Raw genomic sequence first — 24,342 nt, forward strand, 5'->3', positions numbered from 1 at the left:
GATATCTTTGCTTACATCGAGGGCTTCTACAATCGAAAGCGTCGTCACTCCGCCATCGGCTATATCAGCCCGATCGAGATGGAGCTAAAAGCAGCTTAACCCTGTCCATTTTTTCGGGGGAAGATCATGGTTTATCGGCGTCATGGGTGAGTGGTCGTGGCAGTGACGATAAAGGTCGTTCCATATGGACACCGTCTACGTGATCCTGCTGATCACGACGCTCGTTCTGGGGTTCGTCGCGACCGTCCTATGGGGGCCGGACTTCGAATGGCTTGGGCACGACGTTGAGGCCGCTTACATATTTAAGATGGTCGCCATCGGGCTGACCGTGTTCTTTTTAATCGCGATCACTTTCGGCCTCATCTGAGACCTCAAAAATCCTACGACCGGGAACGCCATGACCCCTGCTGAACACCTTGGGACAGTCTCTGCGGCCGTGCTCGCCGCCTCTGCATTCATGGTGTCGCGCGCTCAGTGGTTCTTCGGCCGAAAGCTATCGCTAGAGGAAGCGGTTTCGATTGGATGGGTGGCTTGGTCGATTTTTATGGCGGGGTTCGTGGTCTACATTGGACTAAAACTCCCGCTAGGTCTTACCCGCGAGGCGGACGCCCTGGCCATCGGTGTCTCCGGATGCTCGTCTCTCGTTGCCATGTTGTGGTTGGCGCGGGTGGTCACCGACTGGGGACGAAGCGTGAAAATTTCGATCTTTGCTCTGTTCCTTCTTACGCTGGTGGTGGTCTCCCTCACGCTGGACTTGTCGCGGTCTCAAGTCTGAGACCCAGCGCAGTTCCGGTTCCGGCCCTTCTCGGACCTCGCGCAACGTCAGCGTCCGCGCCGCTCATGGGGCATAAGCGGACCTGGCGGCTCTTATAAGTAGACGCGCTAACCCATCATTTGACACGTCGGGCAAAACACCGGCAGGATGGCATCATCTGGCGCTAGGCGATCACGTCTTTCTTTTGAGCCCCTCGCGCCACGATTTTCAATATGTTGTCTTCAAGCGGCCGCTGCAACGCCTCGGCTTCATCCCAAGGCGCCCGCAGCCACACGTCCCATTCCTCCGCGCTCGTCAGGATCGCCGCCATGGCCTTGGGATGGATCGGTTCAACGACTCCGGATCCTTTTCGATGATTTCGGCACCGGATATGCGAGCCTGAGCTATCTGAAGAAATTTCCGCTCGACGGCCTCAAGATCGACCGGTCGTTCGTCTTCGGTCTTCTGTCGAATTCCGACGACGCCGCCATCGTCGGCTCGACCATCGGCCTCAGCAAGCAGCTCGGTCTCACCGTCGTGGCCGAAGGTATCGAGAACCGCGCAACGGCCGACTTCCTGGTCAGCATGGGATGCGAGGAAGGGCAGGGCTATTTCTTCGGCCGTCCGATGCCCGCCGAGGCGTTTGAGAAACAGTTCCTGGCGGCTGAGCTCGCCGCCGTCAGCGCTGCCTGAGACGGCGGCTGGTCGTGGGAGGTCCGCCGCACCGTCGGCGAACGCTTCAGCTCGCGCTGCGGCTCAACGGATGCTCTTCCAGATGAATCCAAATGGCGGCTTACCCAGCTTGGGCGCGCACTCTGCAACGCCCTCACCGGGGCGAAGGTCGCCCTTTCGTCGGAACGTTTGGTATGGGCCGAGTACGGATCGCCCCTTGGCTCTGCGGTGCTTGGGTTCTCAAGAGGCGCCTCCCCGCAAGCGCAACCATGGCCGAAATGAAGTCGGCAATGAAGCGAGACGGCACCCTCAAGTGACGATGTCCCCCACAGCCGGCAGGTGTTTTCCTCGTGGGTACGTTCTATACCGACGAACAGATCCAGGAAGCGATTGCGCTGTTAGAGGACCACAATCCCGGCATTTTGGGAGAGAATGAAGAAGATGACCCCCGACGATCCCCGGTGAGCGAAAGAATTAGAATGGGGAGCCATCGTGCGCGTGCTTACCATCGTTCTGCCGAAGGTGCCGTTCATTGCGCAAGATCAGGAGCCATTCAAGGCAAGGGCACGCTTGAGTATTGACTCGGGCAACGCTGTGCGCGCTGAGATCGCATCGGCGAAGGACTGCCCCTACATCAACGCGACGTCCTCCTTGGGTCACTCGCGGGCATTCTGGCAATCGACGGCTGGCGTCCGACAAGCGCCCTCATCTTCCGCGAAGTCGATCGATACGGCCGCGTCGGCGCCGGCGCGCTGTCCGACAATCCGTCGCCCGGATCGTGAAACGGGCGATCAACGCGGCCGGCCTGGATGAAGCGGCCTTCTCCGGCCATTCGATGCGCGCCGGCTTCGTCACCGAGGCGCTCGATCGCCGTGCCGATCCGCTCATGATCAAGAAGCAGAGCCGCCACGTGCAGCTCGACACGCTCGCGATATACGACCGCCGCGACAACGCAGCGATTTTCTCTAGAAGAGGGCTTGGGCAATGCCGACCGAAATTCTTGCGATTGGGACTGGCGCAGCCAATTCGGCCGACCAGGTCGTCACCGCCAGCACGCCCATTACCTACTGCCTGAAGGATACGTTAGGGCCTGACCTCGGACCGAACGTCCAGGTCGATATCCTTTTGAGGGACGACGCTGGGCAATACTTCCAGGTCGACAGTCTCGGCGCGCGCAATAAGGCGGTGATGATCGTCGCGGCCGGCACCTACCGTTTCAGCCGTATCGCCACGAGCGATTCCTGACGCTTGGCGTTACCGGCACGAGTCCAAATGCATCCATCAACGCGGCAATTGAGGCATGGAAAGATAGTCCTGCCGCAAGGCTTACAATCACTACTTACTACAAGCAGTTTATGGGGCTTGACCCGACCATGCCGAACTACGGGGCACAGGTGCATTCGTTCTCGCCCGCCCATCTCGTGTTGCAGGGTTCGACGCTGTGGGGCTTGCAGAAGGGTAAAGTCCCTGTCGGGACGCCGTACATGCTTTACAACGGATTCAGGGACTACAGCGCAAGCTGATCGTTCGCTCCCTCAGGCACCGAGTTCGCTCCTCTCAGGGCCGCCGTTCACTCCTCTCCGGCTTCCCGGCGTCCCCCTTTGAGTGAGTCTAGTTTTGAATTTCGGAACTGACTTGCTCCATAGCAGATCGACAGTCCGACAATCCATCCGACCGCGATGCCTATGCCAGTCGTGCGGCCGAACAGCTTTTCCTCGATCCAGTCGAACAGGAAGATTGAGGCGAGCATCAACATTAGCGTCGGTAGGACTTCCCTCGTCGTCACTTCTGGCTTTGAGAGCACTTCTTGCTGGCGCGCGATATAATTTAGTGCGCTCTTGAGGGTAAGCACGATGCGCTTTTTTGGGTTCACAGCAGCAGTCTCCTCAAGGAAGATCATAGCCTGCGATGGCTTGGTCGTTTCGCCCGCACGGGGAGCAACTGAAATGTGCCCTGAAGCAGGGACTCTGGATAACCGCCGTACATGGGCTTCTGCCTGACAGCGAGCTGTCTAGCGATGCGGATGTCTCTGCAAGATTCGAATGCTTCAGCGTAGATCGTCGGATCGGTTGGATCCCACATGAAGACGGCGTTGGCGGGCGATTTCCTGCTGCACACTCGATAGGCTACCGGTCCGATTGACGAGAGAATCCTTCCGTGGATGCTGAAATCGTAAGCTGGAGAAGGTGGCGGCGGTGACGCCCTCAGATCTGCCGCGTGAGCTTGGTTGAGCAATGCCGCGATCGAAAGTGCTGACAGTAGGATAAAAGGCTGCGTCACAAAAAAGTATCTCGTTGAGATTGAATGTAAGTTTTCGTTCTAGCATCTGAAGCTGTCAAGAGGGGTCTGAGTTCGTTTTGAGCTGTCCACTTCCTCAGGGTGAACCAACGCGTACAAGGTCTCTGGAGTCCACTAAGGGCGGTTATCGGACTCTTGGGATAGTTGCACTGTTAGCCAGTTAGCTGGCTGATGAGGTCAAACACTCTGTCCATCGGCTCGACAATGGAATACCCCGAGTTTTCGTACCTTGTGCCCACTTGACGTTGAAATTCCATGCTGAAAAGGTTTTCCCGAAAGGGGACCATGCGGGACGCGACACCAATTGCCACCTCGCCCTGGGCTCGCTTCTCGAGCACAAAACCGCCGCTGTTACCAAAATAGACCGGGCAGTCGATGACAACGTGGGCGTCGTTGACAATGCCTGCAACGATGCCCGTTCTCAGCAACGGAGTACTCTTCTCGAAGAAATCGAGGTCGGCTAAAGATGTCGGATAGCCGAGGAGAAAAATATCATCGCCGAGCTGCACGTCCTTGAGCAGTTTCGTGTCTTCCCTAAATAGTCCCGCAACATTCCAGTTTTCGATCGTTGGGCAAGTTCCAGCTAAGCCCGGCATTTCGAGAATGTCGTACTTTCCGCTGTGCGGCTTGCCTTCTGCTATCTTTTCAAGGGTCGCAATCCGCGCGACGGCAACGTCCGCATTCGAGTGCTTTAGCAAATTGCCGTCTGCGAAAAGGGTTGTGCAGTCAATCTGGAAGTAAACCCGATCCTTTAGCGCGAAGTCGAGAGCAGTGAGTCGCAGCTCTGCGGTATGCGTTTCCAGGCTGTTTTTAAAAAGGACGTGTTTGGCGCTGACCAGAAACAGGTTCGCTTCGTCGGAATAGAAGAAGCCGCTACCATGCCGGCGACATCGATCAAAACGGGAAAAGTAAGAAATCGCTTCGGTAGGGGCGCCATCGATCGTGATCTTCCTGCTGATGATCTGAACGGAAAGTCGCTGGAGTCCGCTAAGGGCTCTTATCGGACTCCAGAAATCTAGAGATCAACGCCCAATCGGTCCTTCACAACGTGCTTCCCGTAGGCTTTTGCGACGTCGACGATAAAGTCCAGGGACCGCGGCGAAGCCGGTTTCATCCCTACCAAAACGCTGGCCTCAGTCATATGATGCCGTCGTCTGCGGTTGAGGTAGGTATGAGGCGCCGGGATTTGCTTGGTGCTCTTGCTGGTCTGGTGGCCGTGCGGCCGGTAACGGGCCGCGCGCAGCAATCCCCTCGATTGCCAACCATCGGGTTCTTGGGTCAGAGCACCCCTTCGGTCGAGCGCCAACGGCTTGCTGCATTCTTGAAGCGACTGAGTGAACTCGGATGGATCGAGGGGCGAACAGTCGCGATTGAGTATGCGTGGGGCGAAGGAAACAGTGAACGCTTCGCTAAATTTGCGACGGATTTCGTTCGGCTTAGAGTCGATGTCATTGTAACCTCGGGGACCGCAAACGTTATCGCGGCGATGCAGGCAACATCGGTTATTCCGATCGTGTTCGCGGTGGCGGGAGACCCAGTTGCAAACAAACTGGTTGCGAGTTTGGCGAAACCTGGCGGCAACGTCACGGGCCTCTCGACGGTAGCAACCGATCTTGCCGGCAAGCGCCTAGAACTTTTGCGCGAGGCCATTCCAAGTCTTCGGCGTTTGGCAGCTATTGGGAACATTGGCAATTCCTTGTCTGCACTGGAGCTTAGTGAAGTGCAAGCGGCGGCGGCGAGGCTTGGTCTTGAGACCGACATCCTCACAATCCGTCAAGCAGAGGACATCCCGTCTGCCTTCGAGGCGCTAAAAGATGGTGCAGGGGCATTGTATATAGTTGCCGATCCGCTTGTGAATACCCACCGCGATCGGATCCAGACTTTAGCAATGGGAGCGCGACTGCCAACAATCTACAACGCCAGAGAGCACGTCGAAGCGGGTGGCCTCATGTCTTATGGGCCGAATTTTACGGATTTGTATCGCCGCGCTGCCGAATACGTCGACAGGATTTTGCGTGGAGCAAAACCCGCTAATCTTCCGGTGGAGCAGCCGGCCAAGTTCGACTTCGTCGTAAACTTGAGGACCGCCAAGGCCCTCGGCCTAGCTTTGCTGCCGTCGATGCTTGCCCGCGCAGATGAAGTGATCGAATAGAGCTGTTGTTTGCTGCGGTGCATGAGTCCGTTCATGGCCCTTCTGCGAAGTTGCGCCTTGGCGGTCGGAAGTCCGCTCGTTGAGCCAGAGCGGACCAGAGTTGCTCAACCTGAGTTCTTCGCGTTGTGACCCTAAGCGGAAGTCGTCCAAAGATTCAGGCGTCTTTTCCGGACGCACGAGATCGTGTACTCTTTAAATAGCTGTCGTCGCAGGCGGGAATGCCGAATTCCTCGCGGGACTGAACGGACAGCAGTCGTGCCATCGGCAGCATTGCACTCGAAAAACCGACTTCCTTTTTCGCCGGTCCTTCAGCATTCGCATTCCAACGCGGGTGCGCACAAGGCGCGCCCGGATGCTTTGAATCTGAAACGCGGGCCCCAGAGCGTGCCTGCGAGGGAGGAGATCTCCATGGCTGACCACCCCACTATTTCGACTGAATATGACCTGGCATCGCCGACCCTGCCGACCACGGCGGTCACTCGCCGCTCGCTCCTCGGTGGGGCCGGCATCGCAGTTGGCGCCGCCGTGCTTGCGTCTCCGCCGGGTATGTCCGGAGTAGCCCCGGCCGCGGCGCAGACCGTGGGCGTGGGCACGGAGGCGCGACCGCTCGACGCGGCGCTCAAGCGCCGCGCCTTCGAAGTCCGAGCGGCCTGCGCGAGCAATAACGAGAAAATTCCCATCGCGCCCCACCCGGCGAACGGCGATGAGGCGCGCTACACCAACAAGATCGGTTCCGATACGCGGGGCCTGCCGCACGACAAACGCGGCGAAGTGGAACAAGCTGCTTGGCAGGCTTTCTATATTGCTTGTCAGTCGGGCGATCCCGCTGATTTCGAGAAAATCCCGCTCGGCGGCACGCGCAAACTGGTCAATCCGGTAGGCACGCTGGCCGTCAGCCTGAGCGGCATGAACCCTACTCAGATTGCGCTACCGCCGGCGCCGACCCTTGCAAGTGCGGAGCGCGGCGGCGAGGCGGTCGAGGTATACTGGCAATCCCTGCTTCGTGATGTTCCGCTTACCGAGTTGCGCGACGACACCTCCAACCGCGACGTGCTTGCAGCGACCGAGGAAATCAACAAGCTTGCGGATTTCCGCGGGCCGAAGTCTGGTGGTCGGGTCACACCCGGTACGCTGTTTCGTGCCAATGCGCTTTACTTCGACCCGGCTGACCCGAAGGGCCGCTCCGTCACGCCTCCAGGCGTTCTGGACGGCCCGCTGATCTCGCAATTCCTGCTCCGGGACGTGCCCTATGCCGCACAGTGGATTAGTGCTCAAATTCGCGCCGCGTTGCCCGCGAGCGAATTCCTGACCGAATACGAAGAGTGGCTGGCGATCCAGAACGGCGCCGCGGCGAAACGCCGGTTGCAATTCGAGGCGACACCGCGATACATCACGACAGGAAGAGATCTCGCGGAGTATGTCCGCGCTGGTCCCGCACTCGGGTGGGCAGCAGCGCTGATGCTTGCAACCCCCGGCGGCGGAACGGACCAACGGTACTCCGGGATGTATCCAGTGACGGAGCCCGTATCCTACCCGTCTAGCCCCTATCGGAAATCGAAAACACAGGGCCCTGGAGGAGGCACATTCGGATTGGCCTATGTGCAGGCACTACTCACCACGGGGATCAGCAACTCCGTCCGCGCGTCCTACTGGCAGAAGTATTTCGTGCACCGGGCCGTGCGACCGGAAGCCTATGGCGGTCTGGCGCACCATCGCCTCGCCAATGGCGTGAGCGACTACCCGTTGCATGACAGCTTCCTGAAATCGGAAGCCCTCGATCGCAGTAAAGCGAAATACGGCACCTACCTCTTGTCACAAACCTATCCGGAAGCCGCGCCCCTTCACTCCACCTATCCCGGCGGTGCCACGGGCGTCGGTGCCGTTACGGCTACCATATTGAAGGCGTTTTTCGACGAGAGCCGCGTCATCATCAACCCGGTACAGCCCGATCCGGCTGACCCGACGAAGCTCATGCCCTATGACGGCCCGCCACTCACGGTTGGTGGAGAGTTGAACAAGCTCGCGGTGAATTTCGGTTTCGGACGGAATTGGGCGGGCATCCACTGGCGTTCCGACGCTTCGGCCTCAATGGCGATCGGCGAAGAAGTGGCTATCGGCATGCTGCGGGACGAGCGCATGACCCTCCGCGAACCTTTCGACGGCTTTTCCTTCACGCGCTTCGACGGCAGCCGCGTGACGATCTGACAGCAGTCGGGCGACGCCCCCCGCCGTGGGGCGCCGCCCCGGTCCTGTGCAGAGTAGTGGAAGCGTTTATGCCCGATAGCCTATTGGTGGGAGCTGAGCGCGGCGCCTGCTCAATCAACGAGGACCCAAGCCGGGGGCGACTCTCGTTCTGATCATCTTATGATGCGTGGTTGACCTGACCCGTGAACCGCAAACTTTCAATGACCGGAGCAGCCCACCAAATGCTTGCTTACCAACAATCTTAAAGACAGCGAAATTGCTCGGCATCGAGATTCCGGCATTCTTTCTCGACTGTGCCGACGCGGTGATCGAGTAGGCACAGTCCACTTCAGGAATTGGCCCATCGTGTCACATTGCATCGCCGCACCAACTCGGTAGCTTTCGGGACGAAGCCGACATCAAAGGGTGAGCAAGATCGGCCGGACCGGTCGCGTTTGACCCGAAACGCACATCGCGGCCGCACCTGGTTCCCCAGTCGCCCGGTACTTACGGGTGGGCGGCAGCCAAATTCTCCACCGAATTTCGCTAGCCTGACGCGGAATGAGGTGCGACACTCGCGCCCGCGGTTTGTCACGCAGTAGGCCACCATGGCTGACATCCCGGCCACTCACTATGTCAAAAGTGACGACGTCCATATTGCCTATCAGGTGATGGGCGACGGTCCGCGCGACCTGCTGTTCGTCCCAGGTTTTGTCTCCAATGTCGAAGCGCTCTGGCAATCGCCGGCACGCGCTTCCTTTTTCCGCAAGCTTGCAACGTTTGCGCGGGTCATCACGTTCGACAAGCGCGGCACCGGAATGTCCGATCGCGGTTCCCAGATCTTCACGCTTGAACAGCGGATGCACGACGTGCAGGCGGTGCTGGACCAGGTTGGTTCTCAGCGGGCCACCTTGTTTGGCGTGTCCGAGGGCGGTCCGATGTCGCTGCTCTATGCAGCTACGTATCCCGAACGCACGTCAGCTCTGGTGCTTTGTGGCACTTATGCGCGACGCTCGTGGGCCCCTGACTACGCATTCGCGTGGACCGATGCGCAGTGGAGCGCTTTCCTCGATGACATTGAGCACCATTGGGGTTCGGCAGATGCGATGAGTTTGCTGATGTGGGCGCCTAGCCTCGCTGGCAATAAGCAGGCACTTGAGCAAACCGCCGCCTACTTCAGGGCCTCGGCAAGCCCAGGCGCGGCATCGGCGATCATGCGCATGAACCGGGAGATCGATGTCAGGGACATCCTACCCGTGACGCGTGTGCCGACCTTGATTTTGCATCGCACCGATGAGCGCGTCATTGACGTGAAGCATGCGCGCTACATGGCGCAGCAGATTCCTTGCGCCAAACTGATTGAGCTCAGCGGTCAGGACCATATGGTCTGGGCTGGCGATCAGGATGCAATTATCAATGAGGTCGAAGAGTTCGTCACGGGGCATCGGCAAGCAGCGGAGCCGGACAGGGTGCTTGCAACTGTGCTGTTTGTCGACATTGCGGGATCGACGGAGCGCGCGGCCGCTCTCGGCGACGGCGCCTGGCGCGTGCTGCTGGATGCGTTCTATGCCAAAGCTCGGGGCGTGCTCGGCCAGTATCGCGGCCGCGAAGTCAATACCGCCGGCGACGGTTTCCTTGCCACGTTCGATGGCCCTGCGCGCGCTGTGCGTTGCGCAAGCGCAATCGGCGACGCGGTGCGCCCACTCGATCTGAAGGTCCGTTGCGGTTTGCATACCGGCGAGTGCGAATTCGTCGCTCACGATATTGTTGGCATTGCCGTGCATATTGGTGCACGTGTGGCGGCGCTAGCTGCCCCGGGTGAAGTTCTGGTCTCACAGACGGTTCGCGATCTCGTGGCAGGCTCTGGATTGACGTTTGAGGAGCGCGGCCGCCACATTCTCAAAGGCGTGCCCGACAAATGGCGTCTGTTCCGTGCGGTAACGACCTAGCACGTCTTCACCCGCCATGCGGTCAACGCACCGATGACCGCTTTTGGCCCACCGCTGACTTCGCCTCTTAGGCTCGCAGCATCCGCTTCCGAGGGCTGAGGGGAAACCGTCGCCGGAGCCGCCGAGGGCAGCCTTGACCCAAAGCCGACCTGCCGCAATGGAATGAATGCAGACGACAAGGAGCTGCCCGAGCCAACACGGCCTTACTCGAACGTACCCGGCTAGGCTTTCCTGCCTGACGACGGATCACCGGTCGGACGTCAGCGACTGGGGTCCGGACGGAGTACATCAGTCCTGATTCAAGCCGGTCCAAGTGTCAGCGGTGGCGTCCGCTGGGCGTCGACTCGCCGGACAGCCGACCCTCACGTACCAAAGCCTCGCTTCGTACCCCGCTGTGCCTTGAAACCTTGCATCTCAAGCTGCAGAATTGCCAGGCACCCCAAAGGCTGACGATGGATGCCGCTGCGGCAGGAACAACGGGTTGAGCGGCACCTTGCCGCGATTTTTGCGGCGGACGTCGCGGGCTACTCGCGATTGGTAGGCCTGGACGAACTTGGCACCTTGAAAAGCCTCGCCAGCGCGCGTGAGGTCATGGACACTCTCATTGAGGAGCATGGGGGCCGGATTGCCAACACTGCGGGGGACAGCGTCCTGGCGGAGTTCCCGAGCGCGGTCGATGCCGTTCAATGCGGCGTTGCGGTCCAGGGTCGACTGCTAGAAATGGGACGAGAGATCGCTCGAGACCGGCGTGTCCAGTTCCGGATCGGTATTCACGTGGGGGATGTCGTAGCGCGCGGGCGAGATCTGCTTGGAGATGGGGTCAATGTCGGCGCGCGGCTCCAAGAAGTCGCCGAGCCAGGGGGCGTGTGCATCTCGGGCGCCGTCTACGAGCAGGTCCACAAGGCGCTCCCATTCTCTTTCAAGAATCTGGGTCTTAAAAAACTCAAGAACATCGACCGAGCGGTTCAGGCCTACGCTGTTTCGAGCGAGAGCCTGGGTTCGGCGCGGACGGGCTTCGCTGACCCGACCGCGCACGATGGCGCGTCGCAGCGGGCGCGAAGCATTGCCCTTGCTGCGATCGCCGTCGCTTCCCTGGTGCTTGCGAGCGCGGGCGGAGCCGTGTGGTGGATGGGGGCCCAGCAGCGAGGCGGGGTGCAGAACGCGGGCGACAGCACCCCGGTGCGGTCCGACAAACCCTCAGTTGCCGTGCTGCCGTTCTCCAATCTCAGCGACGACAAAGCCCAAGAATACTTCTCGGATGGGATTACCGATGATGTGATCAACGAGCTTTCCAAAGTGGCCGGGCTCTTCGTCGTCGCCCGCAACTCCACCTTTACCTTCAAGAACACTGCCGTGGACGTGCGAAAGGCCGCTGCGGATCTCGGGGTCCGCTACGTGGTGGAAGGCAGCGTGCGCCGAGCCGCGGACCGGATTCGCATCAACGTTCGACTGGTCGATGCGGCGAGCGGCGGGCAGCTCTGGGCAGATCGCTACGAGGGCGCGATGGGAGATGTTTTCGGGCTGCAAGACGAAATCGCCGGCAAGATCACGCGAACATTGGCGGTTCAGTTGACATCCAAGGAGCAGGGGCAAATCGCCACCAAGCGCACCGAAAACCCGGTGGCCTACGACGAATTCCTGAAGGGTTGGAACAGGTACCTTCAGCAGAATCCGAAGGCCGCGCGCGAGGCGATCGGCCACTTCGAGCGAGCGATCGAAATCGAGCCGAATTACTCTCGTGCTTTTGCTGCGCTCGCGGCCACATACTGGCAGATTGCAAGGAGACAATGGCAGGAAGAGAGGTTCGGGCTAAGATCGGTGCACGATGCGCGCTTGAAGGCTGAAGAGTACATCACAAAAGCACAACAGTCTCCGATTTCCCTCAATCATCAGGTCGCTTCGGCCATTCTGTCTCAGCAAGGAATGCACGAGAAGGCGATCAAAGAGGGAGAGCGAGCAATCAGCATGGATCCCAACGACGCGAACGCCTACGTCGCGCTCGCTGGAGCGTTGAGCTTAGCCGGTCAGCCCGCCAAGGCTCTTGAGCTCGTCCTCCATGGCATGCGGCTCAATCCATTCTCCCCACCTTCTTACTTTTATGAACTCGGATTGGCCCAATTCGGGTTGGAGCAATTTCAAAGTGCAGCGGCAAGCTTGGAGCGGGCTATCGCTCTCAATTCAGACGACCGATGGGCTTATCGTGTGCTTCTCGCCGCCTACGGCCATTTGGGCCGGAAAGCGGACGCTGAACGGATCTTTTCGTTGGCCGAGAAGAATCGACAGGGACTAGACCCACTCTCTATTCGAGGAACTGCTTTCTGGTATCCCTTCAAGGATTCAGCGGATTGGGAACGCATGGCGACGGGCCTTAGACTCGCCAACGTGCCCGATTAGCGGCCTCAAAATCTCATTACCTGACCTGGGGCGACGTCCAAGACCTGGACACTAGTAGATCCTAAAGCTTTCTTGAATTCGGCCGGGGTTCGGTTCAGCACCGGAAAGGTGCCGTAGTGTATTGGTATCACCGCTTTCGGCTTGATCAGCTCCCGAACCGCGTAAGCGGCTTCGTCAGGCCCCATGGTGAAAAAGCCCCCGATGCACACCAGCGCGAGGTCCGGGTTGTGGAGCTCCCGAATGAGCGCCATGTCGCCAAAGGCGCTGGTGTCGCCCGTGTGGTAGACCTTGAAGCCGTTCTCCATCTCAATCACGTAGCCAACGGAAACTCCGGCCCCTCCGCCTTGCCGGATGGATGCTGACTGGTCAGGGTTCCTTATGCCGAGAATATTGTAGTCGAGCGACGAGCTGTGATCGGCCGGCACCATATGGATCTTGACGCCCCGGCCGAGCGGCTCGGCCATGCCGCCCCTATTCATGGCAATGACGTTGTTCTCTTCAAGGAGACCCAGCGCGACAAGATTTCGTCCGAACTCGTAATTGGCAAGAACCTTGGCGCCCGTCAGACGTGCCAGATCGAGGAGATCGGAAATATGATCCTGGTGGCCGTGCGTCACTAGGATCAGGTCCACTTTTCCAATCGCCTTCAAGTCCCGGTACTCAGGCGGCGTCTTCGGGTTTCTGGTGAGGAAGGGATCAATCACTATCACTTTGCCGGCGACACTAGTGATGCGGGTCGTTGCGTGCCCAAGCCAAAGCACTTCCACCGGTTGGGCTGCGGGATAGCCCGGGACGATCACGAGAAAGAAGCTCACAAAGAGAGCCCACTTGGCTTTCATTGGAAACTCCGAACAACCGCTTCTGCTTTCGTGATTACTCTATCACGGTATTCGACGGAGTCGCACGCGATCCGACTGAGAGCCCCGCGGAACTTGGAACCATGTTCAGGCGATCTAATTGGAACGTTGTCCATCCCAGCTGAGGACCAGCGGTTTCTTGGCAAGCATCTTGATGAGGGAGGAGCCAAAATGGACGACGAACGAAAATCATCAAAAACAGGGGAACGGGCCGCTGAAGGCTTGCGCGAAGCAGCTTCCAAGGAGGAAGAAAAAACCGAGAGCAAGATGGGGCAGGATCTAGCTAAGGGCGCTGATCGTTTCGAAGAGCGCTCGAAAAGCTCCGATGGAAGAAGCGCAGGCGAGAAACAAGAAGACTAATCCACCAGCAGACCCGTCCCGGCTTTCCGGCTTTCTGACAGAACGCACCCTCAAACGACTGCGCGGCGTTTACGCATAAGGCGATGATCTGCCTGCGCTGGCTATTCGTGCCAAGGAAAGGGGCGGCTCGCGCGTGAAGCGCGGTTATGACCCCACGGCAGACGTTAGGCTGTTCGCGTTGGCAAGTTGCTCAAGCGGCCGTGCTGCTGCCTAAAGCACGGCGACATCGCGAACGCAATCGGCGGACGCTTGCGCGAGCCGCGCTCAGCATTCGACCCTTCAAGGTGAAGTCTACCGTTGGCAGGTGCCACCGCGGCAATGCGACGAATAGTGCCTTCGGTACTCGGCTCCGGGACCGAACCGCAGCGCGAGCCAGTCCTGACGGAGGATGGTCTCACTAGGGGGCGGTCGCAGACAACAGCGTTGAGGGACATTAGTTCGCGTCAGCTTTGGCTCCGCAGCGATTTTCACGATGCACCAAAGCGCGATGCGATTAGGATGAATCGTCATCGCGCTTTAGGTTATTGTTTGAGTATGATCTTATCGGAAAACCGCTACGCACTTTTCCGGATCATGCTCTAACGCACAGAGGCGTCGAATGCCGTCACCCGTTCAAGGCTGTAACAGCGAAAGGAGGCGTTGTCGGTCCTGATCAAGAACACGCTGGGCTCTGCGCAATGTGTCCAGCTCTGCTTCAGCGGTAGCGGTATCCTTTCCTTCCCGCTTCAACTGATGGATCGCTCTCTCTTGCTCTGCAAGGCGTCGTTCTCCTTCAACTACATCGCGCTCGACCTGCCTCAACGCATCATAGAGGAAGGTCTTGTCCATCAGCGCCGCCAATCTCTTCTTTCTCGATCAACCTCAGCTCCGTCTCAACGTTCCCGCTCGCCACCGCTTTTCGCCGAAGCCAATCTCATGCGCCGGGCAGATTAAAGCTGCTTGTGCCCGCAGAGCACTGCGCTGGCGCCGGGCTGGTTCCTTTGTCTGGCGATTCTTCAGAGCCGCCTCATCGATCCAGGTACCGCTTGGTCCCTCGGTGCCATTGCGAGAGAGAGCAGCCGCACGCGCTCGTTGTCACGCATGCCAGCATTCGGTCATCGTCTTGGATCCAGTCAGGCCCGAGGAGGCTTGCTTGCCGGCTGTCGCCAGCCACAGCTTGTGTCCCTCGCATGCTCGGGCAGATAGATAGCTCGCCGTAAAGAAACTAATTCCCCAGCGGACTGCATCGTTCAAGTCCTGGCGCAATTAAATATTAATATAATACGCCATTTTAAATGAATTAAATGCTGGACGAGATTTAAATTTGGATTAGAATGAGGGCCGCTTGGCGCCGGATGAACGCGTCAAGGACCTCCTAGAAGCGGCCCCATCATCCCGCCCTGTCGCCCCGTTCCAAGGATGTAAGGGCCGCTTCTAGGGCAAATTGTGAGGCAAATCATGCACCTGTCATTAGGTGATTTGTTTCTCATCTCCGCGGCAACGGCTACGCTCCTCATGATTGAGATCGGAGTCTTGATGATCGTGGGTCTGATCTGAGCCAGTGAAGAAGAGCGTAGGGACTGTTCTGAGGACCACCTACATATCACGTCTCGTTGTAAGCGTGTTCGGCCTCGATCGCGCGGAGCAGGGCGGCAAGGCTGGGATATTCCGCGCCATTGCGGACGTAGCAATTGACGTGCTCGGCATAGCGGGCCGATCCGTCGGGCTTGCCCTGCAAGTGAACAGCAGCACGGCACTGTTGGCGGAGCTCCGGCTCGTTGCTTTCCGGAAAGCATCCGGAACGGAGACGTTCCTATTATAAAGCGAGGAGATTTTCGTCGGGGGCGAGCAGCTTCACGCAAGTGCCGCTTTCGTGAAGCATCAGCTAGATTAGCCGTTCTCGACCGTATAAGGCGATGCTGGCGCCACACTCTGTGGCGCTGACCTTTCGTTGGTAAAAGTAGCACTCCGCTTGGCTCTGACGTAGATCGGCTCCGAGGCCGGACCGCAGCGCCGAGCCAGGCCTGACGCAGGACGGTCTCACCGAGGGGGCGGTCGCAGAACAGCTACCGCCGGCGCGCCACCGCGACGCCAAACAGAAAGGCGACGAACAGGCTGGCAAGCGGTGCTTCGCGCGTGATCGCGGAAACCGTCGCGAGTGCCCCGCCGGGCTTGCGCGATTCCTCGACTGCGGAGGTGAGGCGATCGACCGCTGCGTGCAGGCCTCCGGCGACTTCACCAATGGTGTGGGAGACGTCCGCGGCCGTATCGATGGCACGCTCGGCCATGCCGGGCTGGGACGAGGATTGCGGTATCTCCGTGCTCAAGGACGCGACCTCCTGGCGTGATGATCGAAGCCGGCACCTTTGGCTATCCGCGCGAGCGCTCGTTTTGAACAGCGGGTCTGGTGACCTTTGGCTATCCGCGACAGGCGCCGTGATTGACGGCGGGTGCCGGCCTTGGATGAGCAATTCAGCGCAGGGGATTTTGTTCCGGATGATATGCCGGCGGCTTGCGCGCTCCCCGGGAAACGACGGGTGCGAATCTCTGTTAGGCTGGGTGAACCTTGCTGACGTCAGGAGACAGCCGTGACCGACCGGACCATGACGGATCGAGCCCGGCACATCGCCTTGCTTGGCGCTCCCATCGACATGGGGGCTTCGCAGCGCGGCACCTTGATGGGGCCTGCGGCGCTGCGCACCGCCGGCCTTGCGACATTGCTGGAAAGTCTTGATTTCGAGGTCGTCGATTATGGCGATCTGTCCATAGCCGAAGTCCGGGACCTCACCGACAGGCCGCCCGAACAGGCCAATCATTACCGCGAGATCCAGCGCTGGACGCGCGTCCTCAGCCGCAAAGGCTATGAGATCGCGACATCAGGTGCGCTGCCGATCTTTCTCGGCGGCGACCACACGCTGTCGATGGGGTCGGTCAATGCGATGGCGCGGCATTGGCAGGAGCGCGGCCGCGAACTGTTCGTTCTCTGGCTCGACGCCCATGCCGACTACAACACGCCGGAGACGACGATCACCGCGAACATGCACGGCATGTCAGCCGCGTTCCTGTGCGGCGAGCCCGGGCTCGACGGCCTGCTCGGCGACGATCCACGCGCCTCGATCGGCCCGGACAAGCTCGATCTGTTCGGCGCGCGTTCGATCGACAAGCTCGAGAAAGAGCTGATGCGCACGCGCCGGATCAGGATCGTCGACATGCGTCAGATCGACGAGTTCGGCGTGGCCGTCCTGATCCGCCGCGTCATCGAACGGGTCAAGGCGAGCAATGGCGTGCTGCATGTCAGCTTCGACGTCGATTTCCTCGACCCTTCCGTGGCGCCGGGGGTCGGCACCACCGTACCGGGTGGCGCCACTTATCGCGAGGCGCACCTGATCATGGAGCTGCTGCACGATTCCGGCGTCGTCGGATCGGTCGACATCGTCGAGCTCAATCCGTTCCTGGACGAACGCGGTCGGACCGCGCGCACGGCGGTCGAATTGATCGGCAGCCTGTTCGGTCAGCAGATCACCGACCGGCCGACGCCGAGCAATGCCATCGCACCAGGCGAGTGATGGCCGCTGGCCTGCAAGCGAAAGGCCGCGCCCATGTCGAGCGCGGCTCTCGTGGCGCCTGATCGGCTGCTCTCACCAATGGCGGTGGTGCCGATGCCAGTGGTGCCGAACGACCGGATAGGACCCGCCGTAATAGGCGTAGGCGGGGCGCACGACGCGGCGATAGCGATAGCCGTAGGATACAGGCGCCGTGTAGTAAGTCGTGGTGTAGCCACCGCCCCATCGATAGGGTTCGTCGTATCCGTAGTCGTAGGCGTAGGGGCCGCCGTAGTAACCGGCACTGTAATAGCGGGGACCGCCATAGTAGCCATAGCCGGGTCCCCAGCCGTAGGCGGAGGAGGCAAGGCCACCGATGACGGCGCCTGCGACCAGGCCGCCGGCGATGCCAGGTCCCCAACCTCGCCAATGGGCTTCGGCGGGAGACGTTGCTGCGATCGAGCTCAGGCCCAGAGCGCCGGCCATCAGGGCTGACATTGCAATCTTCTTCATCAACATACCTCTCACGTCACATTGCCCCAAGGAGTAACGGGAAGAATAAGCAATGGTTGCTGCTGGCCGGTGGCGAGAGCCAATGGGTGCTCGGCGTCGGGACGGCGTCACCGAGAATTCGGGCCTGGACGGCGACGCCCGCCGTTCCCATCAGTTCGACCAAATGCCTCCAAGAGGTTCGGGACTGCCCCGAGCGGCGCGCGGCGCGCCGCGAAAGAATCCGATCAAATCGCCCCTGAATCATTAAAGGGTCGAATACCGGGAAAAACCGGAAACTTTGGAGCCTGTCCTTAAGTTGGGACGCCACGAGGTTCGGATTTCCGGAGAGCAGGCATGGACGACGACAAGGTCTTGAAGAACGCCGCGGACACCGCCTGGACGGTGTACCGGGCGCGGCACCCCGAGGTCGCCGCGCACGACACAAGGCGCTGTCTGCTGGAACGCCATCTGCAGAGGAGGTGGGAAGAGCACCCAAGCGATACCGAAGAGCTCGCCTCTTTCGGGATAGCCTATCTGCACCGCCTTCCCAGGGATGAATGTTGACGTGCATGAAGATGCTCGTTGTCCGCGTGGCCCGCACGAGCACGAGGCCGAGTTGGACCCTGCTTGCGATTTCATGTCTCATCTCGGCGACCATCGTGACGGTTTTGCGCGTCGTGTGCGAGGGATAGAGCTTGCGCCCCGAGTGCCTGAGCCGGGAACTCCACCCAGCAACCCCGTCGCCTCGCGCGAGGCCACGACCGGCGCGGCATCGCCCAACGCTACGAGCCACAACAGTAGGGGAACCGGAGGGGGCTCGACCGAATTAACCTGCGATAGGAAAATTTCGGACCCTTCGATGGCAAACGGTCGCTTCGCGTACTCCATGTCCAGAGCCCTGCGTCACCCCGGCGTGATGGCGTTGATCGTGGCGGGCGTGACGATTGCTGCCATGCTGATCGTCGACCACGGCCCGTGGAGCCGGGCCAAGACACAGCCGGCCCACGTCGCGATGTACGCGACCACGGGTGAAGCGGCACGGGCCGCTGGCGCCCTGGTGCTCCCGACCGATCCGAAATCGCCGATCGAGCCGCAGCGGCCGAAGACGTCTCCAACCGTCAATCCCGTGACGCCGTAAAGCGCGATGAATCGTCATCGCGCTTTAGGTTATCGTTTGAGCATGATCTTTTCGGAAAACGCTAGACACTTTTCCGGATCATGCTTCAGCCTCTCAGCTCTTGCGGCCGTAGTTGAGGAGCCCGCCACTCGTCTTCGGCGGATGGGCCCGCAAGGCTTCCTCGTTCGGCTCGGTGCCCCAGCCGGGCCGGTTCGGGATGATGAGATGGCCGTTCTCGATCTCCGGCTCGTGCGTGAACAGCTCGCGATCCCAGGACAGACGATCGATGTCGATCTCCATGATGCGCAGGTTCGGCACCGCGGCGCAGAAATGCGCGTTCATCATCGAGCAGAGATGCCCGTAGAAATTGTGCGGGGCGACGTTGACCTCGAAGGCTTCGGCCGCCGCGGCGATCTTCATCGACTGCCAGACGCCGTTCCAGGGCGTGTCGATGATCGCGACATCCATGGCCTGCGCGTGGAAGTAGGGCAGGAATTCACGCAAGGAGAGCAGCGTCTCGCACGACGAGATCGGGTGCGGGCTCTGCTTGCGGATATAGCCGAGCGCTTCCGGATTGAAGCTGTCTATCTCGACCCAGAACATGTCGAGGTCGGCGATGGTGCGCAGGATCTTCAAGTAGCCTTCGGTCTTGGCGTTGAAGTTGCAGTCGAGCAGGATGTCGACGTCGGGGCCGGCGCCGTCGCGGATCGCTTCCAGATGCATGTGCAGGTCGCGCAGGATCTTGCGGTCGACGTTGATCTCGGGCGCGAAGGGCGAGCCGAATCCGGGACGCCAGCCGGTCGGCTTGCCCTCGTCATAGGAAAAGATGTTGGTCTTGAGCGCGGTGAACTTCTTCTCGCGCACCTCGCGCCCCATCGCCTTGACGCCGTCGAGAGTTTCGATCGCCGGCTTGTACCAGGACGGGTGGTTGATGCGCCACGTGGCGCAATGCGACCAGTAGACCCTGACGCGGTCGCGGATCTTGCCGCCGAGCAGCTCATAGCAGGGGACGCCGAGCGATTTCGCCTTGGCATCGAGCAGCGCATTCTCGATCGCCCCTAACGCCTGCGCCACCACGCCGCCGGCCGCAGGACGCGTCGCCGCGAACAATTCGGCAAAGATGCGCTCGTGCTGGAAGACGTTCTGCCCGATGACCCGCGCCGAGAGGCGCTGGATCGCGGCGCCGACGCCGGGCGAGCCAAAGCCTTCGTCGAATTCGCTCCAGCCGACGATGCCGTCCTCGGTCGTCAGCTTGACGAAATGATAGTTTCTCCAGCCGGCATCGCAGGCGAGGATCTCGAGGCTCGTTGCTTTTGAAGATTTGGTCATGTCGCTCCCTGTCGCCCGGCCGGGCTTTTCTTGTCGCCCGATCTTGAGCCGGGCCCCGACCGCATTGTTAAGCCAAGCGCGGGGCGGCGGGAAGATGCAGAGATGCGGCGCGGCAGCGCGTCCGAAGCAGGCCTTGCGTCAGCCGATCACCGACGAGCCGAGCAAGGCGAGAACGGCGAGCGCCATGACTGCGGTGCCGAGCCAGCCCAGCGCGATCAGCCAGGAGCGGGCCCTGAAGCGGCCCATGATGGTGCGGTTCGAGACGATCAGCATCATCATCGCCATGATGGGGACGGCGACGATGCCGTTGAGCACCGCGCTCCACACCAGCATGTTGATCGAGTCGATGCCGGTGAAGCCGAGGCCGAAGCCGATCAGGGTTGCCGCGGCGATGATGGTGTAGAAGCCGGCCGCCTCGTCCGGCTTGGCCTCCAGCGTGGCGCGCCAGCCGAAGATCTCGGCAACGCCATAGGCCGCCGAGCCCGCCAGCACGGGAATGGCGAGCAGGCCCGTGCCGATGATGCCGGTCGCGAACAGGGCGAAGGTGAAATCGCCGGCCAGCGGCCGCAGCGCTTCGGCCGCTTCCGTCGCCGAGCCGATATTGGTGATGCCGTTGGCGTGCAGGACCGATGCGGTGGTCAGGATGATGAAGAAGGCGATGCCGTTCGAGAGCAGCATGCCGGAGATGGTGTCCGTCTTGATGCGGTCGAGCTCGTGATCGCCGCCGCGCTTGAGCTGGCGAAGCGGCTTGTCGCGCTCGCCCTGGTTCATCTCCTCGATCTCCTGCGAGGCCTGCCAGAAGAACAGGTAGGGGCTGATGGTGGTGCCGAGCACGGCGACGACCATCAGGAGATAGTCGGCGCTGACGTTCGGCTTCGGCCACACCGCGGCGAGCAGCGCCGTGCTCCAGGGGATCTGCACCGTGAAGGCGGTCGCGACATAGGCGAACAGCGCCAGCGTGAGGAATTTCAGCACCGGCGAATAGCGGCGATAGGGCACGAACACCTGCAGCAGGGTCGAGCCGGCCGCGAAGATCAGCGCGTGCTCGTGGTTGAGGCCGCCGATGACGAGCGAGAGCGCCTCGGCCATCGCGGCGATGTCGGCGGCGATGTTGAACGTGTTCGCGGCGACCAGCATTGACACCAGCGCCAGCACCGCCCAGCGCGGCGCGACGCGCATGACGTTGGCGGCGAGCCCCTTGCCGGTGACGCGGCCGATCTGCGCGCTGACGAGCTGGATCGCGATCATGAACGGCGTGGTCAGAAACACGGTCCACAACAGACCGAAGCCGAATTGCGCGCCGGCCTGCGAATAGGTGGCGATACCCGACGGGTCGTCGTCGGCAGCTCCGGTGATGAGGCCGGGGCCCAGCCGTTGCAACAGCGTCGGCGCGGATTTCGTCGGGGTGAGGGCGCTGTCGCTCATGAACGGGCTCGAACGGGTGCGGACGTCGTCTTTAGCAAATGCGAATCGAATGCCATAAGTTCCCGCTGCCGAAGCGGGCGGCTGATTTCCGAAAATGCTAAGTCGAGTTTGCTCCGTCGGGCAAAACAGGGCTATATTGCCATCATCGGCCTACCTGATGCTGACGAACATGCCCCAGGCCGCGGCCAGCGCCGCGCCGGTGAAGAGAACCACCGGGTTGTCGCAGAACGTGCCGCCATACCTGCACACGTCCGCGCCGAATTGGCCGAGCTCATGACGGCTCGCGGAATAGAACAGTCCCGACAGCACCAGCAATGCAGCGGCGACGTAATACATCGAAGGTCTCTCCGGCTTGCCCCGTCCAGGCGACATGTCCCAGCATGAGGCGAAGAGATTTCACTTCGGCCAATCCGCTTTGCGGCATTTGAGATAAAGTTTGACCCGTCGGGCAAAACACCGGCAAGATCATCAACGAGTGCCGGCGTCGCGATGACAAAAAGGCCCCGCATCGCGGGGCCTTTGTCGTGTCGGAGCTCTGCCGCTCTATCGCCGCGAGCCTACGCCGTAGAGTTCGCGCTCGCGGACGACATCCTCCGGCGACAATGGCGGGCTTGCGGCGTCGAAGTCGGTCCAGCCGGACTTCTGCCATGCGGCGCTGCGCTCCTGAAGGTTGACCGATCGCTCGTGCAGAAGCGCATCGAGGCGCGCGCGGTCCTGGTCCGGCACCCTCGCGGACACCAGCGTGCCGCCGCGGCGGACGCCCTCGGCATAACGCGATGCGTCTTCCCTGGAGACGCCGGCCTCGGTCAGGGCGCCGATGATTCCGCCGGTGGCCGCGCCGGCAGCCGCGCCGGCCGCGGTCGAGGCGAGCCATCCGGCCGCGACCACCGGGCCGAGGCCGGGGATGGCTAATAAGCCAAGGCCTGCGAGCAGGCCGGCGGCGCCGCCGAGCCCAGCGCCGATGCCGGCACCGGTGCCGGCGCCTTCGGCGCGATCATCGGTGCCGTCGCGGTCACGATCGACCTTGCCGGAGCGTGAGCCGTACCAATTGTCCGAATTGTTGGCGACGAGGCTGATGTCGGAATGCGGCACGCCGGCGCTTTCGAGCCGGGTCACGGCCCGCTCGGCATCGGCGTAATTGTCGTACAGGCGAGAGATGGTGGTCGTCATGTCTGGATCTCCTTGCTCGCGGATGACTTGCGCGAATTACTTGGCGGAAATTACTTGGCGGGGTTGACGTTGCCCTGGAAGTCGACGCTGACGTCGGTCTTGGTGCCGGCCTTGTCGGCCTTGCCGCGCCAGACGCCCTCGTTGTCCTTCTGCAGGCCGGAGACGTTGGAATAGCCCGCGCCCTCGATCCGCGATTTCGCCTGTCCCTCGGTGAAGCTGTTGCGGCCCGCGACCGGTGCGTTGGAGTTGTTCTGGTCGGAGCTGTTCACGGCGTTGTTGCCCGGCCCGCTTTGAGCCGGCTGCGACTGGGCGCCCGCGGGCACCGAACCGAGCAGCACCAAGGTTGCGGCCAGCACTGTCATACGTTTCATGTTGTTGTCTCCTGCAAGTGATTGTGCGCGACAACAAGTGAGAGTCGGATTGGTTGCTATTGGTTTGGATGGGTTTGCTGCGGCTCTTCGGCCGCGGCTCTTTGGTCACGACGACGAGCGAGTTGCCGCCGCGGCCGCAGGGACATGCGTCCGCCACCTGCTACTTTGAAGATTGCACAGACTCGGCTTGGCCCTTGGTGGGCTCCCACGGCGCCGGAAGGATCACGCGGATGGGGCGGGCTTCGGTGGCGCCCTGAACCACAGGTGCGGCCTGTTCCTTGACGGGCTCAGCCAGCGCCACGCTCATCAGTGCAACCAGCAGCGCCAGGGAAGTTGTCACCAGCCGCACGTCCAGCATCGAAGCCTCCTGTTTGCGTGCTAACGCAATCCGCCGGAGTTGGTTCGAGGCGGTGGCCGGGAACAAGTGGCAATTTGTCGGGTTTGTAGAACACACGCCTGGATGACCGGGCTGCTGGAGGAGGACACGATGAAGATCAAAGCGATCATTGCTGCCGCCGTGATGACGTCGGTTGCGGCTCCCGCCTTTGCGCAATCGTTCTACGTTGTGCAGGACGTCAAGACCAAGAAGTGCACCATCACCGAGTCGAAGCCGACGACCACGGAAACGACGGTCGTCAGCGGCGATACCGTGTACAAGACCAGGGCGGAAGCCGAGGCCGGCATGAAGACCGTCAAGGTCTGCACCTCGAACTGATGCACTGAGCGAAGGTCTCACCCGAGCCTGCGCTCGAAACAATGCCCGCGCGGAGCGATCCGTCGCGGGCTTAATTTTTGCAAAGTTCAGCTTACCAAGCCGCTGTTAGTGTCGGTCCGCCACGCGCGGCCAGATAGGAACTTGGTCCGTCCCGGCCGATTGTCGCCAGCGCTATAAACGACGGTGAGCCAGCTCCAACCATGCAATCACGCTATCCCTTGTTGAAGAGGTGGACGGCGGACGAGCATGAGCGGCTGAAAGCGCTGGCCGAAGCAGGCCGGCGGCCCGACGAGATCGCAGCAGAGCTCAACCGGAGCGAAGCGGCGGTGCGGGTGCGGGCCTGGCAGCACGGCATTGCGCTGCGCAGCGTCACGCAGAAGCACGGCAAATAGCGCGTGCTCGCGCGTGGACTCGTCGACACTCGGTCAGCGGGTCGATGTCTGCTTCACGCTCAAGGCGGATTGGGACATCAAGCGAAAAACCCGGAGTGTGAGCGTCCGGGCCGATCGCAAGTAAGAATTACAAGTCCAATGCAGGAGCTAAACCAAACCTCAACGGCCCTGTCTGTCCACTTTTGCACAC

The 24,342-nt window shown here is 60.9% G+C and carries 30 protein-coding genes and 2 pseudogenes; 18 read left to right on the forward strand and 14 right to left on the reverse strand.

Annotated features, from left to right (window positions below):
• The 3 genes from I6F33_RS38540 to I6F33_RS33045 all read left to right on the forward strand — a co-directional run.
• Window positions 1-99: IS3 family transposase (locus I6F33_RS38540; RefSeq protein ID WP_346656715.1), on the forward strand; the 99-nt coding region annotated here is incomplete at its 5' end.
• Window positions 100-184: 85 nt separating this feature from the next.
• On the forward strand, window positions 185-367 hold the full coding sequence (locus I6F33_RS33040; protein ID WP_225111984.1) for a hypothetical protein: 183 nt from the start codon (window positions 185-187) through the stop codon (window positions 365-367).
• Between the two features lie 30 nt (window positions 368-397).
• Window positions 398-775 (forward strand): hypothetical protein, encoded by a 378-nt coding sequence (locus I6F33_RS33045; RefSeq protein ID WP_225111983.1) that lies wholly within the window; start codon window positions 398-400, stop codon window positions 773-775.
• A 163-nt stretch (window positions 776-938) separates the two neighbouring features.
• On the opposite strand, the pseudogene I6F33_RS33050 reads toward I6F33_RS33045, so the two are convergent.
• Window positions 939-1,118, reverse strand: a pseudogene (locus I6F33_RS33050) (SOS response-associated peptidase); the annotation flags it as partial.
• Here I6F33_RS33050 and I6F33_RS33055 point away from each other — a divergent pair.
• The 4 genes and pseudogenes from I6F33_RS33055 to I6F33_RS33065 all read left to right on the forward strand — a co-directional run.
• A pseudogene (locus I6F33_RS33055) lies at window positions 1,112-1,447 on the forward strand (EAL domain-containing protein); the annotation flags it as partial. The pseudogenes I6F33_RS33050 and I6F33_RS33055 sit on opposite strands and share 7 nt — an antisense overlap.
• Window positions 1,448-1,776: 329 nt before the next feature.
• The gene (locus tag I6F33_RS33060; RefSeq protein WP_225145323.1) at window positions 1,777-2,007 is read left to right on the forward strand and encodes a hypothetical protein; all 231 of its coding nucleotides are present in this window, start codon (window positions 1,777-1,779) and stop codon (window positions 2,005-2,007) included.
• Window positions 2,004-2,501, forward strand: a complete 498-nt coding sequence (locus I6F33_RS38545) for a tyrosine-type recombinase/integrase (RefSeq protein WP_346657221.1) — start codon at window positions 2,004-2,006, stop codon at window positions 2,499-2,501. The genes I6F33_RS33060 and I6F33_RS38545 overlap by 4 nt, the downstream gene beginning before the upstream one ends.
• Window positions 2,411-2,671 (forward strand): hypothetical protein, encoded by a 261-nt coding sequence (locus I6F33_RS33065; RefSeq protein WP_225111980.1) that lies wholly within the window; start codon window positions 2,411-2,413, stop codon window positions 2,669-2,671. Before I6F33_RS38545 ends, I6F33_RS33065 begins: the two co-directional genes overlap by 91 nt.
• A 325-nt stretch (window positions 2,672-2,996) precedes the next feature.
• On the opposite strand, the gene I6F33_RS33070 is transcribed toward I6F33_RS33065, so the two are convergent.
• Window positions 2,997-3,299, reverse strand: coding sequence for a hypothetical protein (locus I6F33_RS33070; RefSeq protein ID WP_225145324.1), 303 nt, complete (start codon window positions 3,297-3,299; stop codon window positions 2,997-2,999).
• Between the two features lie 577 nt (window positions 3,300-3,876).
• The gene (locus I6F33_RS33075) at window positions 3,877-4,569 is read right to left on the reverse strand and encodes a hypothetical protein (protein ID WP_346657223.1); all 693 of its coding nucleotides are present in this window, start codon (window positions 4,567-4,569) and stop codon (window positions 3,877-3,879) included.
• Here I6F33_RS33075 and I6F33_RS33080 point away from each other — a divergent pair.
• The 5 genes from I6F33_RS33080 to I6F33_RS33100 all read left to right on the forward strand — a co-directional run bounded on the left by I6F33_RS33080 (window position 4,516) and on the right by I6F33_RS33100 (window position 12,403).
• The gene (locus tag I6F33_RS33080) at window positions 4,516-4,743 is read left to right on the forward strand and encodes a hypothetical protein (protein ID WP_225145326.1); all 228 of its coding nucleotides are present in this window, start codon (window positions 4,516-4,518) and stop codon (window positions 4,741-4,743) included. The genes I6F33_RS33075 and I6F33_RS33080 overlap by 54 nt on opposite strands.
• Before the next feature lie 152 nt (window positions 4,744-4,895).
• Complete coding sequence (locus I6F33_RS33085; protein ID WP_225145327.1) at window positions 4,896-5,876, forward strand: ABC transporter substrate-binding protein; 981 nt, start codon at window positions 4,896-4,898, stop codon at window positions 5,874-5,876.
• A gap of 408 nt (window positions 5,877-6,284) precedes the next feature.
• On the forward strand, window positions 6,285-8,081 hold the full coding sequence (locus I6F33_RS33090) for a vanadium-dependent haloperoxidase (RefSeq protein ID WP_109145698.1): 1,797 nt from the start codon (window positions 6,285-6,287) through the stop codon (window positions 8,079-8,081).
• 587 nt (window positions 8,082-8,668) lie between these two features.
• Window positions 8,669-10,009 (forward strand): adenylate/guanylate cyclase domain-containing protein, encoded by a 1,341-nt coding sequence (locus tag I6F33_RS33095; protein ID WP_225111977.1) that lies wholly within the window; start codon window positions 8,669-8,671, stop codon window positions 10,007-10,009.
• 456 nt (window positions 10,010-10,465) lie between these two features.
• Complete coding sequence (locus tag I6F33_RS33100) at window positions 10,466-12,403, forward strand: adenylate/guanylate cyclase domain-containing protein (RefSeq protein WP_036007663.1); 1,938 nt, start codon at window positions 10,466-10,468, stop codon at window positions 12,401-12,403.
• 5 nt (window positions 12,404-12,408) lie between these two features.
• Here the strand turns inward: I6F33_RS33100 and I6F33_RS33105 are convergent, their stop codons facing one another.
• Window positions 12,409-13,242 (reverse strand): metal-dependent hydrolase, encoded by an 834-nt coding sequence (locus I6F33_RS33105; RefSeq protein WP_050992072.1) that lies wholly within the window; start codon window positions 13,240-13,242, stop codon window positions 12,409-12,411.
• A 189-nt stretch (window positions 13,243-13,431) separates the two neighbouring features.
• On the opposite strand from I6F33_RS33105, the gene I6F33_RS33110 reads away from it, so the two are divergent.
• Window positions 13,432-13,620, forward strand: coding sequence for a hypothetical protein (locus tag I6F33_RS33110; protein ID WP_225145328.1), 189 nt, complete (start codon window positions 13,432-13,434; stop codon window positions 13,618-13,620).
• 612 nt (window positions 13,621-14,232) lie between these two features.
• Here I6F33_RS33110 and I6F33_RS33115 read toward each other — a convergent pair.
• The 3 genes from I6F33_RS33115 to I6F33_RS33120 all read right to left on the reverse strand — a co-directional run bounded on the left by I6F33_RS33115 (window position 14,233) and on the right by I6F33_RS33120 (window position 15,926).
• A complete protein-coding gene (locus tag I6F33_RS33115; RefSeq protein ID WP_225133192.1) occupies window positions 14,233-14,448 on the reverse strand; it encodes a hypothetical protein in 216 nt (71 codons plus the stop codon).
• 754 nt (window positions 14,449-15,202) lie between these two features.
• Window positions 15,203-15,337 carry a hypothetical protein gene (locus I6F33_RS38410; protein ID WP_260343353.1) on the reverse strand — a complete coding sequence of 45 codons (135 nt, stop codon included), beginning with the start codon at window positions 15,335-15,337 and terminating at the stop codon, window positions 15,203-15,205.
• Window positions 15,338-15,665: 328 nt separating this feature from the next.
• A complete protein-coding gene (locus I6F33_RS33120; RefSeq protein WP_225145329.1) occupies window positions 15,666-15,926 on the reverse strand; it encodes a hypothetical protein in 261 nt (86 codons plus the stop codon).
• Between the two features lie 261 nt (window positions 15,927-16,187).
• Between I6F33_RS33120 and rocF the strand changes: the two genes are divergently transcribed.
• The gene (gene rocF / locus I6F33_RS33125; protein WP_225145330.1) at window positions 16,188-17,165 is read left to right on the forward strand and encodes an arginase; all 978 of its coding nucleotides are present in this window, start codon (window positions 16,188-16,190) and stop codon (window positions 17,163-17,165) included.
• A 72-nt stretch (window positions 17,166-17,237) separates the two neighbouring features.
• Here the strand turns inward: rocF and I6F33_RS33130 are convergent, their stop codons facing one another.
• Window positions 17,238-17,654, reverse strand: coding sequence for a hypothetical protein (locus tag I6F33_RS33130; protein WP_036007763.1), 417 nt, complete (start codon window positions 17,652-17,654; stop codon window positions 17,238-17,240).
• 333 nt (window positions 17,655-17,987) lie between these two features.
• On the opposite strand from I6F33_RS33130, the gene I6F33_RS33135 reads away from it, so the two are divergent.
• Window positions 17,988-18,197: a hypothetical protein gene (locus I6F33_RS33135; protein ID WP_036043996.1), complete on the forward strand. Its 210-nt coding sequence runs from the start codon at window positions 17,988-17,990 to the stop codon at window positions 18,195-18,197.
• A 295-nt stretch (window positions 18,198-18,492) separates the two neighbouring features.
• On the forward strand, window positions 18,493-18,771 hold the full coding sequence (locus I6F33_RS33140; protein WP_036007648.1) for a hypothetical protein: 279 nt from the start codon (window positions 18,493-18,495) through the stop codon (window positions 18,769-18,771).
• A gap of 93 nt (window positions 18,772-18,864) precedes the next feature.
• On the opposite strand, the gene I6F33_RS33145 is transcribed toward I6F33_RS33140, so the two are convergent.
• The 6 genes from I6F33_RS33145 to I6F33_RS33170 all read right to left on the reverse strand — a co-directional run bounded on the left by I6F33_RS33145 (window position 18,865) and on the right by I6F33_RS33170 (window position 23,403).
• Window positions 18,865-20,079: a mandelate racemase/muconate lactonizing enzyme family protein gene (locus tag I6F33_RS33145; RefSeq protein ID WP_225145331.1), complete on the reverse strand. Its 1,215-nt coding sequence runs from the start codon at window positions 20,077-20,079 to the stop codon at window positions 18,865-18,867.
• 138 nt (window positions 20,080-20,217) lie between these two features.
• On the reverse strand, window positions 20,218-21,504 hold the full coding sequence (locus I6F33_RS33150; protein ID WP_225145332.1) for an NRAMP family divalent metal transporter: 1,287 nt from the start codon (window positions 21,502-21,504) through the stop codon (window positions 20,218-20,220).
• A 150-nt stretch (window positions 21,505-21,654) separates the two neighbouring features.
• Window positions 21,655-21,840, reverse strand: a complete 186-nt coding sequence (locus tag I6F33_RS33155) for a hypothetical protein (protein ID WP_036007759.1) — start codon at window positions 21,838-21,840, stop codon at window positions 21,655-21,657.
• 207 nt (window positions 21,841-22,047) lie between these two features.
• Window positions 22,048-22,674, reverse strand: a complete 627-nt coding sequence (locus tag I6F33_RS33160) for a hypothetical protein (RefSeq protein ID WP_036028865.1) — start codon at window positions 22,672-22,674, stop codon at window positions 22,048-22,050.
• Between the two features lie 50 nt (window positions 22,675-22,724).
• Window positions 22,725-23,045 (reverse strand): hypothetical protein, encoded by a 321-nt coding sequence (locus tag I6F33_RS33165; RefSeq protein WP_036028868.1) that lies wholly within the window; start codon window positions 23,043-23,045, stop codon window positions 22,725-22,727.
• Window positions 23,046-23,205: 160 nt separating this feature from the next.
• On the reverse strand, window positions 23,206-23,403 hold the full coding sequence (locus I6F33_RS33170; protein WP_036028871.1) for a hypothetical protein: 198 nt from the start codon (window positions 23,401-23,403) through the stop codon (window positions 23,206-23,208).
• A 129-nt stretch (window positions 23,404-23,532) separates the two neighbouring features.
• Between I6F33_RS33170 and I6F33_RS33175 the strand changes: the two genes are divergently transcribed.
• Together I6F33_RS33175 and I6F33_RS33180 are read left to right on the forward strand one after the other, a co-directional pair.
• Window positions 23,533-23,760: a hypothetical protein gene (locus tag I6F33_RS33175; protein WP_225145333.1), complete on the forward strand. Its 228-nt coding sequence runs from the start codon at window positions 23,533-23,535 to the stop codon at window positions 23,758-23,760.
• Window positions 23,761-23,960: 200 nt separating this feature from the next.
• Complete coding sequence (locus I6F33_RS33180; RefSeq protein ID WP_225145334.1) at window positions 23,961-24,152, forward strand: SANT/Myb domain-containing protein; 192 nt, start codon at window positions 23,961-23,963, stop codon at window positions 24,150-24,152.
• The last annotated feature ends 190 nt before the right edge of the window (window positions 24,153-24,342 follow it).

Origin of the sequence: Bradyrhizobium sp. BRP20 (genome assembly GCF_020194215.1) — a bacterium.
Lineage (GTDB): Bacteria > Pseudomonadota > Alphaproteobacteria > Rhizobiales > Xanthobacteraceae > Bradyrhizobium > Bradyrhizobium yuanmingense.